Origin of the sequence: Nostoc sp. 'Lobaria pulmonaria (5183) cyanobiont' (genome assembly GCF_002949795.1) — a bacterium.
GTDB lineage: Bacteria > Cyanobacteriota > Cyanobacteriia > Cyanobacteriales > Nostocaceae > Nostoc.
The window spans coordinates 2,834,638-2,852,507 of record NZ_CP026692.1 but is presented as its reverse complement, the minus strand read 5'-3'; the positions used below and the strand labels follow the sequence as shown (position 1 = coordinate 2,852,507).

15 protein-coding genes and 1 pseudogene are annotated in these 17,870 nt (G+C 39.3%); 5 read left to right on the top strand and 11 right to left on the bottom strand.

Annotated features, from left to right (window positions below; translation table 11 throughout):
- Window positions 1–7 precede the first annotated feature (7 nt).
- The 6 genes from NLP_RS12395 to NLP_RS12370 all read right to left on the bottom strand — a co-directional run bounded on the left by NLP_RS12395 (window position 8) and on the right by NLP_RS12370 (window position 2,662).
- The gene (locus NLP_RS12395) at window positions 8–466 is read right to left on the bottom strand and encodes an HNH endonuclease (RefSeq protein ID WP_104906670.1); all 459 of its coding nucleotides are present in this window, start codon (window positions 464–466) and stop codon (window positions 8–10) included.
- Window positions 463–702: a hypothetical protein gene (locus tag NLP_RS12390; protein ID WP_104906669.1), complete on the bottom strand. Its 240-nt coding sequence runs from the start codon at window positions 700–702 to the stop codon at window positions 463–465. The genes NLP_RS12395 and NLP_RS12390 overlap by 4 nt, the downstream gene beginning before the upstream one ends.
- Before the next feature lie 178 nt (window positions 703–880).
- Window positions 881–1,312 carry a hypothetical protein gene (locus tag NLP_RS12385; protein WP_234017294.1) on the bottom strand — a complete coding sequence of 144 codons (432 nt, stop codon included), beginning with the start codon at window positions 1,310–1,312 and terminating at the stop codon, window positions 881–883.
- 109 nt (window positions 1,313–1,421) lie between these two features.
- A complete protein-coding gene (locus NLP_RS12380; protein ID WP_104906668.1) occupies window positions 1,422–1,766 on the bottom strand; it encodes a transposase in 345 nt (114 codons plus the stop codon).
- A gap of 187 nt (window positions 1,767–1,953) precedes the next feature.
- Entirely contained in the window at window positions 1,954–2,370 is a 417-nt protein-coding gene (locus NLP_RS12375) for a helix-turn-helix domain-containing protein (protein ID WP_104906667.1), read from the bottom strand.
- Window positions 2,371–2,407: 37 nt separating this feature from the next.
- A complete protein-coding gene (locus tag NLP_RS12370; RefSeq protein ID WP_234017293.1) occupies window positions 2,408–2,662 on the bottom strand; it encodes a hypothetical protein in 255 nt (84 codons plus the stop codon).
- Between the two features lie 150 nt (window positions 2,663–2,812).
- Between NLP_RS12370 and NLP_RS34120 the strand changes: the two genes are divergently transcribed.
- Window positions 2,813–2,977 (top strand): hypothetical protein, encoded by a 165-nt coding sequence (locus tag NLP_RS34120; RefSeq protein WP_199784809.1) that lies wholly within the window; start codon window positions 2,813–2,815, stop codon window positions 2,975–2,977.
- A 507-nt stretch (window positions 2,978–3,484) separates the two neighbouring features.
- On the opposite strand, the gene NLP_RS12365 is transcribed toward NLP_RS34120, so the two are convergent.
- On the bottom strand, window positions 3,485–4,792 hold the full coding sequence (locus NLP_RS12365) for an IS4 family transposase (protein WP_442946664.1): 1,308 nt from the start codon (window positions 4,790–4,792) through the stop codon (window positions 3,485–3,487).
- Window positions 4,793–4,985: 193 nt separating this feature from the next.
- On the opposite strand from NLP_RS12365, the gene NLP_RS12360 reads away from it, so the two are divergent.
- A complete protein-coding gene (locus NLP_RS12360) occupies window positions 4,986–5,366 on the top strand; it encodes a hypothetical protein (protein WP_104906665.1) in 381 nt (126 codons plus the stop codon).
- Window positions 5,367–5,448: 82 nt separating this feature from the next.
- A pseudogene (locus NLP_RS34865) lies at window positions 5,449–6,487 on the top strand (ISAs1 family transposase); the annotation flags it as partial.
- 317 nt (window positions 6,488–6,804) lie between these two features.
- Here NLP_RS34865 and NLP_RS12350 read toward each other — a convergent pair.
- Together NLP_RS12350 and NLP_RS12345 are read right to left on the bottom strand one after the other, a co-directional pair.
- Complete coding sequence (locus tag NLP_RS12350; RefSeq protein ID WP_104906664.1) at window positions 6,805–7,323, bottom strand: helix-turn-helix domain-containing protein; 519 nt, start codon at window positions 7,321–7,323, stop codon at window positions 6,805–6,807.
- Window positions 7,324–7,779: 456 nt separating this feature from the next.
- Window positions 7,780–9,501: a ShlB/FhaC/HecB family hemolysin secretion/activation protein gene (locus NLP_RS12345; RefSeq protein ID WP_104906663.1), complete on the bottom strand. Its 1,722-nt coding sequence runs from the start codon at window positions 9,499–9,501 to the stop codon at window positions 7,780–7,782.
- A gap of 526 nt (window positions 9,502–10,027) precedes the next feature.
- Here NLP_RS12345 and NLP_RS12340 point away from each other — a divergent pair.
- Window positions 10,028–12,661: a CHAT domain-containing protein gene (locus NLP_RS12340; RefSeq protein WP_234017292.1), complete on the top strand. Its 2,634-nt coding sequence runs from the start codon at window positions 10,028–10,030 to the stop codon at window positions 12,659–12,661.
- A 147-nt stretch (window positions 12,662–12,808) separates the two neighbouring features.
- Here the strand turns inward: NLP_RS12340 and NLP_RS12335 are convergent, their stop codons facing one another.
- Complete coding sequence (locus NLP_RS12335) at window positions 12,809–15,613, bottom strand: two-partner secretion domain-containing protein (RefSeq protein WP_104906661.1); 2,805 nt, start codon at window positions 15,611–15,613, stop codon at window positions 12,809–12,811.
- 263 nt (window positions 15,614–15,876) lie between these two features.
- A complete protein-coding gene (locus NLP_RS12330) occupies window positions 15,877–16,524 on the bottom strand; it encodes a hypothetical protein (RefSeq protein ID WP_104906660.1) in 648 nt (215 codons plus the stop codon).
- Window positions 16,525–17,147: 623 nt separating this feature from the next.
- On the opposite strand from NLP_RS12330, the gene NLP_RS12325 reads away from it, so the two are divergent.
- Window positions 17,148–17,846 (top strand): response regulator transcription factor, encoded by a 699-nt coding sequence (locus tag NLP_RS12325; RefSeq protein ID WP_104906659.1) that lies wholly within the window; start codon window positions 17,148–17,150, stop codon window positions 17,844–17,846.
- Window positions 17,847–17,870 lie beyond the last annotated feature (24 nt).

Below are 17,870 nucleotides of genomic sequence, written 5' to 3'. Positions count from 1 at the left end.
TTGCAAATCAAAACTCTTTTATTTGTCGCGGGTCTTCATCGGGTGGATGCCAACCACCTTTGAGCCAAAGACGACGAGCTTTGACAATAGACCCTTCATTATGACGTTCATCATTGAGGTCTAAACGATTACTTGTAGCTCGTCCTAAAGAACTAATTCCAATAATTTTTAGACCATCTGCTGACCAAATAAAGTGGTCTGACCACTTTTGCTGGCGTGGATTAAATAGAGGTAGCATTTGTCCTGTATCTGGATCAATTCCAGTAGTGAAATTGTAGCGATATCCGTTACAACGCTGACAAGCTAACGCTAGGTTATCAGGGTCATCCGAACCTTTAAGAGACTGTGGGATAATATGGTCAATAGAAAATAGAGCAGCACTTGCTTCTTCTGAAGAATGACAGTATTCACAAAGAAATTTTGCTCTTTGTCTGACTAATTTTTTGGTCGTATCATTAACTGTCATGATTCAGAAATGATTTTGGCATTAAGCAAGGTAAAAATTCTATCCAGTTCCAATATGCCTGCCAATTCAGCATCTTCTTCTATGGTTAGCAGTCCAGCTTTCTTTTTCTCAGATAATTCTTCGAGTCGAGACTGCAATTCTTCAGTAAATTTAAACAGATATATGTCCCTAACTTTACTGAGTTTGATTCCAGAATCTACCCAGAATGAGGGTTGAACCATCATTTGAGTAATCATAAGCTGTATGTCTCGTTTAATTTAGCGGACTGGTGGTATTTTAACAGCGAATCTTCCTTACCTGCTTTAGTTTGAATGTCAGTTGATAAAAGGTAAGCAGTTAATGTAAGATTACGTACCTCTGTAATGTAACTAGACTTGTCTTTTCCTCTAAAGCATCTATTCATAATCGCAGATTTCAAGCAGGTGTAGAACCACCAAGCGCATTTCTGTAAGCCTCAGCAGTTTCCGCGCCAAAACCACCAGCTTGGGCATGACGGAGTAACGATTGGATAATTGGCATGGCAATGCTTATACCAAATAATGAATTGAATCCTGCAACAACCACTGGTGCTGACAATATAACTGTAAATTCTGGAAATAAGTAGGTAGGCACAATTAAACCAAACCACGTAAACTTATGTAAAGCACCATAAACGCTTTGAATATAAGCTTTTAAGGAATTTACATTTATTAATCTATTTGTATTTTTTAACGCCCACCTACTTAACGCTAATACAGCCACTAAGATCAGAAAAACAATTGGTGTCGCAATGCCTGCTGCCTTTGCGGCTTCTAAAACTAAGTTTTTATACTCTTCTACAGTAATGTCGCCCCGATAAAGATCCAATGAATATGAAATCGCTGTGACTATAACTTGTGTGAGGATAGCGGTTCCTGTAGCAGTGATCCCCAGCCTAGCAATTGTTCCAGAATTGCAGATACAGCGGATTGCAGGTTCATGAAGTACAATAGCAACAGTCTGTAAACCAGTTTTTTAAATGTTTCGGATTAATCAAATCAAGAGCGATCGCAATCAGAATATCAACCATTTTTGTTGTAGTTGGAGAGAATTGACGTAAAAAAGCTTTAAGTTGTGACCACCAAAGTTCAATCGGATTAAAATCAGGAGAATACGGTGACATATTAAGAACACTGGCACCCATTGATTGAATCAATGGTTCAATTGAAGCTACTTTGTGAGATGGCACATTATCCATAACAACTACAGCACCCGCCCATAATTGAGGGAGCAAACATTTTTGGATAAACACTTTCATTTGCATTTCCATCCATTGAGCCATTCATCGTCATCACAGCTAAAACTTTTTTGAAGCTGATGGCTCCAATAACCGTTACTTTTGCACCGCGATAAAATGGTTTTAAATCATACACTCTTTGACCATAGGGGCTGCGAGCATGAGTTCGTGTTAAACTTAAGTATTACACCCATCTCATCAATGAAAATCAAGTTTTCTGGGTCTATGGCTTTCACTTTTTCCCAAAATTCACACCTGAGCTTTTGGACTCTTTCCGTAGCACATTGGCTACTACGTAGCGTCTTTTTTTTTGTGTCAAATTTTGTCTTTGCAATGCGCGGCACATAGCACTAGTACTTACCCATTTATCGTAAGCTTGTCCCCAATATTCACAATATTCAGATAAAGTTGCATCTGGATATTTTTCTACCATTTGAGCTAGCTCAATTTTATGTTTATCCAAATCACTCTTCATTCCTCCGCCTTGTTTTTGTGGTTTTACATGACCTTGAGTTTTTTTGAGTAAAAGTAACCTTTGTACAAAAGCCTTACTGACATCGAACCTATAAGCTATTTTTCTAATTGATGTATCGCCTTGAGAGTAAGCGTTAATTATTTTTTCTCGAAAGTCGATGGAGTAAGCTTTCATAGTACCGATTGATGCACTAGCATTTAGTGTACTCTATCTACCTGCAATCTGCTGTAATAGAATCTACTGCATTGTAAACCCGAATATAAAACTGCTCTCCAACAGTCATAACTTCGGCTTTGCGACGGAGATTATCAATACCTATTTCCCATACAATGTTATCAGCACCATTTGAGCCACCTTGAGAACGTGGAATGATATGGCTACCATGTTTATCGCTCAAGAATTCACGGATAGTCCTTTCGTTGACTCCAAGCTTTGATGTACCGGGAATTTTCTCAAATAGCTTCATGACAAATGTCGCAGTTTTAATATCTTTGAGCGCGGAAAACGTAGTTTTTCACTCTCCCCCCATCCGCAAGAGTTTGCAGTGTAGGTAAAAGTAGGGGAGAGTATCGTATGATAATGTAAAAAATAATTGTGCAATTGAAGCCAAGGGTGAATGAATCGACTGAGTAAAGAAGACCTAGCACAAATGAACCGAGACTACTTCCAATCTCTGGACAAAGAGAAATTGGTGGAAGTTGCGGGAAATCTTCATCAACTAGCAGTCCAACAACTAGAAAAATTAGAGCAAAACTCAAGCAATAGTTCGTTACCCCCATGATCAGATCAATTCAGAAGCAAAGAGAAATTAACGTTACAGGAAGAACAACAAACAGAGTCGGAAGCATCTCAAACAGAATCGAAGCAAGTCCCTAAGCAAGTTTCAGAAGAAAGCGAAAAACCCAAAAGCAAGGGATTTGCTCTAAAAAAGCCGGGAAAGCAACAAGGAGCTAAGGCAATACTGCTCGGTTAAGGAAAATGAAGGGTAAAACAAAGAAAAATTTGTTCGCGTATTAGTTACGAGAACAAAATGAGATAATTCGACTACTTTTTCTCTTTGAGGCTATCGTACAAGTCCACCCAATACTGTTCGGTTAAGGGGAAATAGGTGGTGGAGTCAAGGAGAATTAGTTCGCGTGTTGACTACGAGAACAAAATTAGCTAAAGAGTTTGTCTATACCTAAAGGCACTCTCAAAAAACTTAATTGTCAATTGCTTAGAATATCTTTAAACTATTGAACTATAAATTGATGATGAACAATTTAGTGTATCGAACAAATTGACAGATTTAACTTGCCTTTCTCAGAATTTGAAAAGATAGTTGTTGTCGGAGAGTACCATTACTTCTGTGACTTCGCTTTTTACTCTTAAACTTTGAACGTGCTTTCTTGACTACTCTCGGATTACTTCTGTGTTGTGGTAAAGGGATTTCTAAATCTAATATTTCGGAAATTAACCAGCTATAATATATGTTAATATCCAATTGATTATTTATCTGACGTTGAAATTCAGGGATGGCACGTCGAAGAACTCGTAAACTACCAGTAAAACTTAATCTTAATGGAGAAATATTTTTCAAGGCTGCACTTTGAAACATTAAACAACGTAGGCAATAATGCCCTAACAACCAACCATAAATTTCTTGGACTACTTCACGAGGATTCTTAGAACGGATGGGGATTTTTCGACCATTTAGATGTACCTTTAATTCATCTAAAGTATTCTCAGCCTCCCATCTTTGATGATATTCTGATGCTAATAGCAAAGCCGGAAAGTTGGAAATATCCATTAAATCAGTAATCAAACGGTAAGTCTTTTCTGTACCATTCTCTTCAATAACATATTCAATTATGCGGACAGAAATTCGGGTCACACCCTTTTTTTTCGACTCTCCATCTGGTGCAATCCATGATTGATAAGAGCCATCTTTGAATATTTCAACTACTTCAAATTTTACATGGGCTGGGACACGACCAAGGAAATGACCTTTTTGTTTAATGACTGCATTGACCATTTTGAAAGAATGTAATCCTCTGTCCCACATCAATAACATACTAGAGTTAATACTGCGTAGGAGTTTTAAAGCACTTCTTCTCTCTCCAATGCGATAGGGGGAACAGAATGCATCTACAATTAAATGAGTACCTGCTTCCACTAAAAATACTAATCTAGCTTTGGGAAAAGCCGGATATGTACCAGGGCGAGAACCAGGATAGCCAAATACTCTTGCGTTTGTTTCTGTTTCGGGAACATCAAAAACTGTTCCATCCATCGCCATGATTCTTAATCCTCCCAAAAAAGCACCAGGTGTTAATACTGTGGCTTTTGGCTTGGCTACCATTTCAAATAACCGAGTCATTACCGCCGCTCCTGTCCTTTGACGAGCTTCTGTAATTGATGAACTTACTGGTATTTTCCAGCGTATCAAGAAAGGTATTTGTAAATAACTTAAGCCATGAATGAGATTTTTGAACACATCTACTATTGAATCACCAGACCAAAAATTCATAGCGATTACTAAAGCTACAATTATGTGAGAGTTCAGTTTTCGTCGTCGTTTTTCCTGACTGGAAGTACTAATAATTGCTCTGGTTATGGTTTGAGATGGGATTACTTGTGATACAGCCAGAAGTAATTCACTTGGATTAATGCAGGCTAGGCTTCTATGATCTCAAAGTTAACAAGTGACATTTCAGTTGTAAAATAGTGTGGGGTAAATTTACCATGTTCTCGTAAATTATACGCGAACACATTCTGCTCTTTCTGCAACTTCCAAGGAGCATTAGTCAATGCCTGCTCCTGACTCGGACATTATTTCTAGGGCTGAACTCCTACAACAAGCGATTGCCACTTTACAACTCTCTATCCAACAAATTCAAGCTTCGGGGGAAGTAGCGCCACCTGGTTGTTGTGTTTTGCGTTACCAAGCACGCGGAAAAAAACAAGCTTATTGGTACTATAAATTACACGCTACCAAACCAATTTTTTCCACAACTCAACCCAACAAATTGAGCAAATATAGGCATTTGGGTAAGGCTGGAAGCCCTGCTCATATTAATGCTGTCCTCTCCGTCGCTAAAAGAACCCAAATCGATCACTTAACTTCATGCATCGACTCTCTTCGTCAAAATTGGGTGGACTTGTACGATAGCCTCAAAGAGAAAAAGTAGTCGAATTATCTCATTTTGTTCTCGTAACTAATACGCGAACAAATTTTTCTTTGTTTTACCCTTCATTTTCCTTAACCGAGCAGTATTGATTGCCGTATGTGCTGTGATTTGTGGTGCGGATGGTTGGGTAGCCGTAGAGACTTATGGTTGTGCAAAGTATGAATGGTTAAAAACATTTTTAGAATTACCAAATGGGATTCCGTCCCACGATACATTTGCAAGAGTATTTGCACAAATAAATCCTCAACAGTTCCAGGAATGTTTTCTGAGCTGGATGAAATCAATACAGAAGATAACTGATGGTGAAGTTGTCGCACTTGATGGGAAAACTTTACGTGGTTCTTATGATACAAGTAGTGACCAAAGCGCAATTATAATGGTAAGCGCCTGGGCAACTACAAATAAATTAGTGCTGGGACAAGTAAAAGTAGATGAAAAATCAAATGAAATTACAGCAATTCCAGAATTATTAAAGGTATTAGAACTGTCAGGATGTATTGTGACCATTGATGCAATTGGCTGCCAGAAGGAGATTGTGAAGCTAATCACTCTAGCATTATGCAGATTATGTAATTGCGTTAAAGAAGAATCAAGGAAATCTTTATGATGAAGTCGAAAAACTATTCTCTTCAGGGATAGCCACAGGTTTTGATGGGATTAAACATAGCACATATAAAACAGAAGGAACAGGGCATGGCCGTCATGAAATTCGCAATTACGTAATGTTCTCTCAAATTGAATCTCGGCTTAACCCAGATTCGATTTGGTCAAATTTTAATAGTGTTGGCATGGTAGAATCTGTCCGTTCATTCAATGGTGAAACAACGGTTGAAACTCGGTATTTTATCAGTAGCCTTGAGTCAGATGCTAAACAGTTTGGTAATTCTATTCGCAGCCATTGGGGAATTGAAAATTCATTGCATTGGCTATTGGATGTTGCCTTAAGAGAAGATGACTGTCGAATTAGAAAAGATAATGCTCCACAGAATTTTGCAATTCTCAGACATATTGCAGTCAATCTTTTAACTCAAGAGAAGCGTGTCAAACGTGGAATCAAAAATAAACAGTTTCTTGCAGCGATGGATAACAAATATTTACTAAGTATTTTAGCGTTAGCTTAAAATAGTACATCAAAACTTGAGTTGAATGTTTTACATAAAAGTTTTATTTATCCTCTAAGTAAATATATTCTTATGTAGCTCATAATTGAATTATTTTAGTATTGACGATTAGTCATTGAGTTGAAGTAAGCTAATTCACATTTTGAAAAAATATTTGATTTGTTTTATTTATCATTTCACCAATTTTTACAATTATCTATGTCATTTTGGAATCTCCCTTAGTTTTTATTAGTAAATAAGATGCGTTTGCCCTGCTTGCTGCATCAACTGTCCCGTCTTAAGTTGCTACCCGATTTTATTTAGGTTGGTGTTTGGTTCTAAGCTGCTTGACAACGCTGGGCTTCTCTCCAAGCACGGGGAGTATTTTTATAGTAATTGCGAAACTGACAGTAGAAATGATTGATATTTTGATAGCCTACTTTTAAAGCAATCTCATAAACGGACTCGTTAGTTTCTAAAAGCAAGGTGCTTGCTGCCGCTATCCGACGCTCAATAATCCAATTATTGACCGTTTTTCCGGTAAGTCTTCGCACTAAGTCGGTTAAGTAAGCTGAGGAGTAACCCACTGCTTGAGCTACTTCTTTTAATCTAATACTTTGATGATAATTCACTTCAATAAACTCGAAAACCTCACGCAGTCGGGGAATGGATGGAAATATGGACTCTTGAGTATTTGATTTTTTACTTTCGGTGATAGTAGAGAATTTCTCATGTGCTAACTGAACATTAACAAGACCATTTTCTGTGATACTCACCTCAAATCCTGCTGTTGACAAGCATTGCATTAAGAGGTTTTTGGTCTTGGTTTCAGCATCACTTACTAAAATATTGGTCATTTTATCTCCTAATATTTAATATAGTTATCGCCTGATCAGATTTCACCACTCGTAACGCCTTATACTTAGGATTGTGTTGCCAAAGATTCTTGAGAATAATTCCTTACTCACCTGTGCTTGGAACCTGATATATTTATCAGATAATTTAATTTCTGGAAGTCCCTTATCGAATTAAGGCAAAGGTATTTGGATAAATCTTCCATCACCTCATTGGTACGCGGTCAGTAATATTACTGTTGGCGATAAGTTATAGATTAAATGAGAAATTAATTTTACACATCGACCTTTTCTGCTTATGTACTTGCAGTTTTCATCCCTGGAAAATGCACTGAGGCGATCGCCTCAGTGCAGAAAACTGTATAATTATAAGAATCCGAGTAAATAGACCACGCGATAGGGGCACAGCAATGTTCCCTAGTACAGATGTAGTTCAAATACTGGAATTCTGCTGTAATATCAAAAAGGCTGATAGCGCACTGAAAAGTTAAAGCCATTATCTTGCAGTGAAGCACCGCGATCGCTTATTCCGATCAATGGTATACCGTAGTCTGCACGCAATACCAAACCCCTATAAGGTTGCCAGTGCAACCCTAACCCCAAGCTGGCAAGAGTTTGCGTATCAGCATTAATAGCGCGATTGTTCCAAGCTGTACCGATGTCAAAAAATGGTAATAGCTGTAGTGTTTCAACATTCGATGCTAGGGGAATACGAACTTCTACACCCCCAACTACCCCATTGTCAGCAACAAGTTGATTTTGACTATAACCGCGCACTGTATCAACTCCCCCAATGCTAATTTTTTCCAGCGAAAGTAAAGAATCAGGAGTGAGTTGAGTGTTAACTTTAGCCAGCATTAAGATGCGGGGAGATAGCTGTTGCACCCATTGAAATTGTCCCACCCAGCAAAAAAAACGTCCATCAGTACCAGTATCGTTGATAGTTGCGTCAATTGCATCAATGCCAAAACTGAATTGCGATCGCGCCGCTAAAACACTGTTAGCATTACGTTGTAACCAATCTTGAGAAAAGCGGATGACTCTAACTTTTGATTCCCCATCTTCAGGACCTTCAGTAAAGGAGAAGGGGATATCATTGAGTATGAAGGTTTGACTGCGCCGTAAATCGAATGCTAACGACAGAGCAAATTCGCTGTTTGGCCTGTGGATTAAAGGTTGACGGACATTAAAAGAAAGAGTTTCGGCTTCGCTGCGGATATCCAAGTCACGAAATTCGCTTTCAATAATGCGGCTACCACTGTTGCTGTAACGGACACCAATGGTTCCATCTAGGGCATTAAAGGGAATAGAATAACTAATATTGTAAATGTCTAAACCTTCAGTAATCCCATATTCGGCACTAAATTTATCTCCAAATCTTAATAAATTATCGTGAGCAACAAAAACACTCCCTTGTTCTGAACCAACGCTAGGTGATTGGTCATTTGCAAAGATGACTCCAGCGTGGAATGCTGGCGACTCGGTAATTGTCACCTGTAAAATATTGCTACCTGGAGTGCTACCTGCGGTTAACTCAGCATTAACTCGTTTAATTACTGGGTCAAGTTGTAATAATTGTAGTGCTTGTTCGATGTTTTTTCGGTTTAAAGGCTTACCTGCAAGCCGTTCAATCCGGGAACGCACATATACAGGTTGCAATCTTTGTAACCCTAAAATAGAAATTCCTTCGAGTTCGCCTTCCACAACTTGGATTTGCACGACACCGCTAGCGATATTTTGATTATTGGGAATAAATGCACCACTGCTGATATAGCCATTTTTAACATAGAGTTCAGTGATTTGCGATCGCAGTTGCAATAACTGCTCAAATGTGATTTTTTTATTTTCTAAGGGCTGTTTTAACTTGATTATTTCATCTTTTAAAACAGAATAGCCTGTGACTTGAATTTCTTTGACAAAAAAACTTTCACTATTAGGAAAGGTTGTTTCGGGTGGATTTTCCTCTGGGGGTGATGGGAGTATGGGAATAGTTGGTGTCGGTGGTGTGGGAGGAAGGGTTGGTGATGGTTGAGGTAGAGTTTCTTCGACTTTCCCAGGTGTATCGGAGGGAAGTGTGACTCCCGATGGGGGTAGGGATTGTGCAAATACTGCGACTGGAGTAATGCTGATGGAGGTAAGTAATATCAAAAAAAGCTTTTGAAACCGGAAGTAGGAACCCATTGTTTATATATAAAATTTATAACGGTTCTCAATATTGATAAATCATGCAACTATATTTGCATGATTTTGTATCGTGCGATCGCATGATTGTGTGTTCCATTTTGCAGAAAACTGCACATGAGATTTTTCCAGATGTTTGTCTACGGCAAGAGAAAAAAGATATCGACCTTGAATCTTGTTCAAAGCGTTGTTTTATCAACTGAAACAAAAAATCTTGACTCGGAACCAAGCACAGAAAAACAAGGCTGAGGATATTCTCTAACGAGAGTAATAAAACAGAGGTAATCAATATTTATTTTTGTGTTGATTTCTGGTAATTTAAATAATAAAAGTAAAATTATATATACAAACCAAAAATAAATATATCAAAATATTACTCTTTATGCTTCAGCGTATACAGATGTTGCTGAAAATTATAAACCTTCGTAAGAAGATAATTTATGTCTTTACTCAGCAACATCAAAAACTAAATTGGCATCAAACATTTTTTCAACTATTATTTTTGACAACCTTCTTAATATGTTTGATGTTTGGACAACTAGTATCTGCACAAACTCCAAATATAACTACACTAGTTGAACAAGGAATTAAAGACTATGATGCTGGAAATTTTCACAATGCGATAAGACACTGGCAAGAGGCACTAAATCAGGATAAAAATAATCCGTCAGGTGCGGCAGTTATAAATGAAAATTTAGCGCGTGCTTACCAACAACTAGGACAAAACCAAGCAGCTATTGAGTCGTTATCAGCAGCAATTCGTGATTATAGGGCGGTAGAAAATATCCAGCAAGTGGGACGAATGCAGTCAGAACTCGCCCAAGTTTATAGCAATTTGGGACAACCTCGCAAAGCGATCGCACTTTTATGTGGTCAACTGGTAGATAAGTCGAAAATTTCCGAAAATCAACCAAGTCAGGAAATAAAATGCACTCCCGAAAGTGCCGAACAAATTGCCACTAAACACAACGATAAACGCGGTAAGATTGTGGCTTTGGGAATTCTCGGTGAGGCATATCGATTAATTGGCAATTATGACCAAGCAATTAAATATTTACACACCGCCCAACAAGTCTCTCCAGAATATGAATTTTTGGTGTTAAATAGTTTGGGTAATGCTTACAAAAGTCGCGCTCAATTGCATGAATTAGAAGCGAATTCTGCAAATAAAGCTGGTATTCTCAGTAAGGAAAAGGAATTTACCAACAAGTCTGCGGCAGATTACAACCAAGCCCGCGAATATTTTCAGAATGGTATAAAACTTGCTCACAATCAAAAACAAACTTTAGCAGAGATGCGGGGATTATTAAATTTAATTCAGTTGGGTTCCCAGACAAATGAAACAAAAGGTATCGACGATGAAACTTTTAATAATGCCCATAAAGATGCTTTGAAAATTCTCGAAGATTTACCCGATTCAGAGACAAAAGTGTATGGAGCAATTGATTTAGCATACTTGCAGCGCCATTCTCAAAGAACTTCGCCCTTTACCTACTGTCAAACTCAGATGGTTTCATCGGAGAACGAAGCATTAAATTTGCTCAAAAGCTCAATATTAACTAGTAATAACTTACAAGACAATCGCCTACAATCTTATGCTAATGGTACTTTAGGACATTTTTGGGAATGTCGTCAAGATAGTAAGCAAGCAATAAAATATACCCAAACTGCAATCATTGCAGCAGACAAAAATTTGAGTGCAAAAGATAGCTTGTATTTGTGGGAATGGCAAGCTGGACGGATTTTAGATCAACAGAATCGCAAAGAAGAAGCGATCGCATCCTATCAAAGAGCATTTGAAATTTTGGAAGATATCCGCCAGGAGATTTTAACCGCAGACCGTGATGTGCAGTTTGACTTCCGCGATGTGGTTCGACCATTGTACCGCACATTAGCGCGATCGCGGCTTGATTTGTTAGCAGTTGGTGCAATTGCAGAAAAACAACATGCCAAGGAATTATCGCAAGTGGTCGAAACCATCGATGCGTTGAAACTTGCAGAATTACAAAATTATTTTGGTAATGATTGCATTTTGAGTGGGTTGAATCCCAAACCGGTGGGCGAACTCCTGGAAGATAATAGTACAGCGTTTAAGAATACTGGGTTTTTGAGTTCCATAATTTTAGATAGCAAAACTGGGATATTATTGCAGTTACCCAATCAGACGACCAAATTTCAGTGGATTGAAGACCCCAATCAACAAGGTACAAGTAAGATAGTTAGCAGCGACAAGTTACAGAACAAAATTGCTGAGTTTCGTACCGGACTCATTAGAGGAGAAGAAGAAGTTAACTACGATACAACAACGGCGGCGCAGCTTTATGATTGGATAATTCGCCCTTTTGCTGAAGATATAAAACCTGAGACAGTCAAAACTCTTGTGTTTATTCAGGATGGGTTTTTGCGTAGTGTTCCAATGGCCGCACTTTACGATCGCCAACAAAAGAAATACTTAGTTGAAACCTACGTAGTTGCCACAATCCCTAGTTTACGACTTACCACACCCAAAGAACGCGATCGCAGTACGCAAAAGGTATTAATTTTGGGTTTGACACAACAAGCAACAATCGACGGAAAGGTTTTTGATGCGCTTTTTTCAGTTCCGGAAGAAGTCAGTGCGGTTAAAAGTCTATTTCCCAATCATACCGATCTCATTGATGATAAGTTTGTCCCCGAAAGTTTTAAACAAAAACTTGAAAAAACAACATACCCAATTGTCCATATAGCTAGTCACGCTCAATTTGGCGTCATTCCTGAAGACACCTTCATTGTCACAGGCAAAAACCAAAAACTCACTATTAATCAATTAGAAAACTCAAATCGCAAATTAGATAGCGTCGAACTTCTTGTACTGACTGCATGTGAAACCGCAGTTGGCGACGACCGATCTACACTAGGATTAGCTGGAGTTGCATTAAAAGTTGGTGTTAAGACTGCGATCGCCTCTTTGTGGAGTGTCACAGATGCATCGACATCTGAACTAGTCAAAACATTTTACACCAACTACCGCAACGCTGGAATTAGTATTGCAGAAGCATTACAAAAAGCCCAAATTCGGATGATTAATGCTAAGAAATTACCGCCTTCTGAAGGTATAAATATCAAGTATGATAATCCAGTATATTGGGCACCAATGATTGCGATCGGTAATTGGCTTTAAAAAAATCTCCGAAAACCTCTCCCTCCCAGCCTCCCCCTGGGAAACGGAGAGTGAAGAGCAACGAAAAATTAAGCTTTTTGCTCCCCTCTCCGACACGGAGAGGGGCTGGGGGAGAGGTCAGATAAGACTTGTCGAACTCACGTTATTTTAATGACATTCTCGACTGAGTATCAACTGTCCATCAGCAAGTCGATAAACACCAGTAGGTTCGATAATTAGATCGCCTTTTTTCCAAGTCTGCAATTTGCTGTCATTGACATTTCGCACTTCACCAGTCGAATAGATTGAGATTAATCCATCCCCCGGACTGCTACGTAAAGCACCAGAACCCGTGATCAAGAATGTACCTTCTTGCTTGGAACTGCGTGAAATGCAACTATTGGCGATCAGTGCATTAGTATCGATCACGTTTGGTGAGAATCCAGTGAAGCTATTTTGAATGTAACTGGTATCTGGTACGTTAATATTTATTATACCGGAAACGCCAAATGTTGAACTTACAGTAATATCGCTTTTTTCGGTTGGTTTTGGACGCTTTTCGATACCAAAGATACCTTGGGAATTGATTTGGACTTTTCCACCTCTGCCAGTGTATGCGTTGGCGCTAATGTCGCTGTTTTCTTCGGGGATGGCGACGATGAATTTAGAGTTGATATCGATGTCACCACCATTACCACCTTTTTCGGCTGTACCTGCGGTGGTGGAAATTTGAGCGCCATGACGGAGTAAGAGTAAATCGCTGTTGATGTTGATGTTACCAGCGTTACTGAATGCAGATTCAGCGTTGAGTTTACCTTGGTTATCTAAGGTAATTTTAGGTGAGTTGATTTCAATGTTACCCCCATTGCCCTGTCCAAAAGTTGAGGCAGTAACTAGAGCTTCGTCTCGTAATGAGAATGAACCAGAATCGATCAAAATGTTGCCGCCATTACCAACAGCCCCCGTTTCCACCTCGCTGCTAATCTTGCTTTCAAAAACAGTTTCGTTCTCAGGACTATCAACATCAACTTTCTTGCCAGCAATATCAACAGCACCTGTTACTTTAATATTGACATTGCCTGCATTCCCCATTCCTGCTGGCTGGTCATCAGATGCTTCACGAGTAATGGTTTGTAGTTGAGCGCCATTAGTGAGTGACAGTGTTGTAGCATTGATGTCGATATTGCCACCGTTACCTACACCTCCTGCTTCCACGGTGGTGAAGATGGTAGCTTTACCAGCGAGGTCAACAGCATTTTTTGCATCCACTCTCACATTCCCCGCATTCCCCTGTCCAGAAGTTGAGGCTCGAATTTGAGCGCCATCTCCTAGTAAGAATGAACCAGAATCGATAAAAATGTTACCGCCATTGCCAACAGCCCCCGTTTTAACCTGGCTGCGAATCCCACTTTCAAAATCGATATTCTTTCCAGCAATATCAACAGCACCTGTTACTTTAACATTGATATTCCCCGCATTCCCCTGTCTATCAGTTAAGGCTTGAAGTTGAGCGCCATCTCGTAGTGACAGTGTTGTAGCATTGATGTCGATATTGCCACCGTTACCTTTACCACCATCCACGGTGGTGAAAATAGCAGCATTACCAGCGAGGTCAACAGCATTTTTTGCAACCACTGTCACATTCCCCGCATTCCCCTGTCCAGAAGTTGAGGCTTGAATTTGAGCGCCATTTCGTAGTGACAGTGTTGTAGCATTGATGTTGATATTGCCACCGTTACCTACACCTCCTGGTTCTCCTGGTTCTCCTGCTTCCACAGTGGTGTAGATGGCACTTCCTTTACCAGCGAGGTAAACAGCATTTTTTGCAGCCACTGTCACATTCCCAGCATTCCCCTGTCCATAAGTTGAGGCTTGAAGAGAAGCGCCATCTCGTAGTGAGAATGAAGCAGAATCGATAGTAATGTTACCCCCATTACCTTTTGACCCCCGGCGCACAAGATTACGAACTTGGCTCGGACGATCAGGAATTTGGCTCTTACCATCAGGAGCAATCTTGATATCCCCGGTAGCATTCAATGTAATATCCCCCGCAACACTTTCAGATGTCCCGAAATTTGTCCTAATACCACCACTTAAGATACTTCCTCCTAAAATCTCTAGATTTCTGGCGTTGACTGCAATATTACCACCACCCTCCTTAGCTACAAATACACCTGCTTCATTCGTGAGGGATACAGAAGCACGAGTCACATTAAGAGGAAATTTCAAGCTGAGATTATCGCCATCTACACCCAGCGCCACAGTACCAGGTTCCGCCAATCCTCCTAATTCAACTCTTCCACCATAAGCATTTAACTTTCCCCCATTTATGCTGACATTACCGCCCACTAGCAGTAAACTTTTACCATCTCCTACTTTTAAACCTAATGCATCTGAGCCTGGGGGATTTTTTTCTGTTAATTTATATTGAATCCCTGCATTTTGATTAAGCTGATTAAACCACAACGCCGAAGGTTGAATCGTCAACAACAATGGCGGTGCTTGGGGATTTGTCGCACTGAAAATACCCTGATTCCCAAATTGCACTCCATTGGCTGTTGTCCCCACAAAGCTCCCCTGTATCTCTAATAGCGCATTCTCACCAAATAAAATTCCATTGGGATTAATCAAAAACAAATTTGCTGCACCATCAACACCCAATGTCCCGAAAATATTTGACGCATTCCCACCTGTCACCCGTGTGAATATATTTTCTATGCCAGTGGGATTGACAAAATACACTTGTTCCCCATCTTGGATATTGAACTCACTGAAACTATGAAAAAGATTGCTGCCGCGTCTTGCACCACCCTCAATTTTATTTTGATTGAGTCGAGAAGCTTCTGATGGGAGAGTATTATCGGGTATGATTTGTGCCTGGACTGCTAAAGTTTGGCTGAATGCAGTCGCTATTAAGCATAAACAAAGAATACTTTTAATACTGGCTTTTTGAGGAGAATATGCTTGATTCATAAGTAATTTTCCTTGGAAAAATTAAAATAAAAACACCGATATTGCTTAGAGGTTGTTTGAAAAGTTATAAAGTATACTCAAAACCCCGCTTCCATTTTTCTCTCTGAAAGGTCGAGAGGCTTTGAAAACCCCATTACCTTGTAGGGAAGGGGGACTGAGGGGTTAGATATAGAAGGCTTAGATGTTATCAAAAATACTTTTCAAACATCCTCTTAAGCACTGCCAAATAAAAAAATATCCCAAAACTGAGGCAAAAATTCTCTCTATTTTTCCTCTCTCTGTGTTCTCTGCGCCTCTGTGCTTAGTTTATTTGGATAATTTAATTTATTTCTTGAAAATCCCTTAGCAATAGCAGTCGCATCGCCCACATATATTTTTGCACGAGCTAGGAATTGAACAATAATAGAAAGTTCTCCAGGAGAAGGAGGGCAGCAACGCGGAATATCACCATCACCAGTAAGCACCACATCATTTTGGATACTGGCACTAGGCTTAGTAGTACAAGACAATGAAAGTATTTTACATAACGCATTACCAATGGTTGTTTCTGCTTCCGCTAGGGATTTAGCAGTTGCTTCTTTGTCATTTGCAGCACCTGAATTATAAGTAGCAGGAGCATTATCTATAAGAGATTGGGCTTCAGCGATAGATTTAGCTATATCTGTTGTACATTTTTCACACAAGGGATTATTAACCCTTGCATTACGAGAAGCAAAAGCAGCTTTAAGTAATGCATCTTGCGCTTCGACTATCGCTTTTGAGAACGCTACAGAACCCTCTGGTTTAACTATTGTTGGTATTGATTGTGTTGGTGTTGGTGCTGGTGCTGTTGTCGCAAAGGCCGGACTAGAGAAAGCAACAATAAAAGCGAGAGTTAAAGCAACAACTTTCTGAAAATTTATGTTAATCATCTTTTTAGCTCTTGAGAGTTGGACTTTGGTTTATGTTTGGACTTTGGAAAATTTTGTGTGAACAAGGCAGAAGCCCGTCCCAATCTAGTGCATCTCATTTTGGTAGGTGTATACTTAACCTCCAAACCGAAGTTGTTGCTTCTCGGATTCTTGAAGAGAAAAGATTTTTGTGCAAAACTGAGATATTTGCGTCCCAATCAGGGCAAATGCATCTACATATTTACCACTATCTCTTAATATTGTCTAGGCTTTTGGCGACACCAAACAGCCCATCGTAGACATCGCGATTCAACTACTGTTAGCCAAATATTTGTAACACTTGTATATTACAAGATGAAATTTATAATGTGGAATAAAAGTAAACTGACACGTCTAGATTTGCACTTTTGTGTATAGCTTGAAAATTCATCTCTAGTTAAAATAGGTAGATACTTGAACAAGCCTTGTTAGGAGTAAAAGGTGCAAAATATGAATCAGAAATTCAGTAGATTACAAACTCACGCAATAATCAGGGTTTTAGCCATCGGGAATTTTAGGGAAGCAGCCTTAGTTTCATGGCGATCGCTTTGCTCCCAACTTACGGTATCGTCTGAAATGCTGATTAATCACTTATTTTCTAGTGTCTGGGTGTTTTGTTAAAAGTTTATGGACATTTATCAGTGGAAAAAGAACTGGTTATTCTAGTCGTCGATGATCATCAATTAATTTTGACTGGGACTCTGGATATATTAAGTCGAGAGTATCCCGAAGCTTGTATTATTAAGTCTCAGACAGTAAAAGAAACGCTTGATCAGCTAAAAATTCAGCAGTTTAACCTGATTGTGATGGATTTATCAATTCCCAATCAGCAAGGGGAAACAGCAGAAATTGATATCGGAATTAAGCTATTGCAAACTTTGCTCCAAGAATATCCACATCAGGATTTCATGGTGCAAACTAGTTATGTGAAGGCTTTAGTCAGAATTAAACATGAGATTGATAATCATCAAGGAGGTTTTGCGATCGCAGATAAAGGGTTACCCGAGGATGAAATGCTAATGCGGGTTAATTTGGCACTTAATGGTGCAACTCACACGAAAGACATTAAAACGGGTATCGAACTCAAACCGGAATGGTTGGAAGTGTTGCGGTTGGCTTTTGAAGAGAGTTTGACAGATAAAGCGATCGCCGACCGAATGTATAAATCAGAACGAGCAGTGCGGAATTACTGGACGAAGATTCAGGATGTTTTAGGAGTATATCCTGAAGACTGCAAGCAAGGTGGTAAGAATATGCGAATCCAAACCGAAGTTCGTTCCCGCGAAGAAGGTTTAATTGATTAATACCGACAAGGAAAATTAATCTAA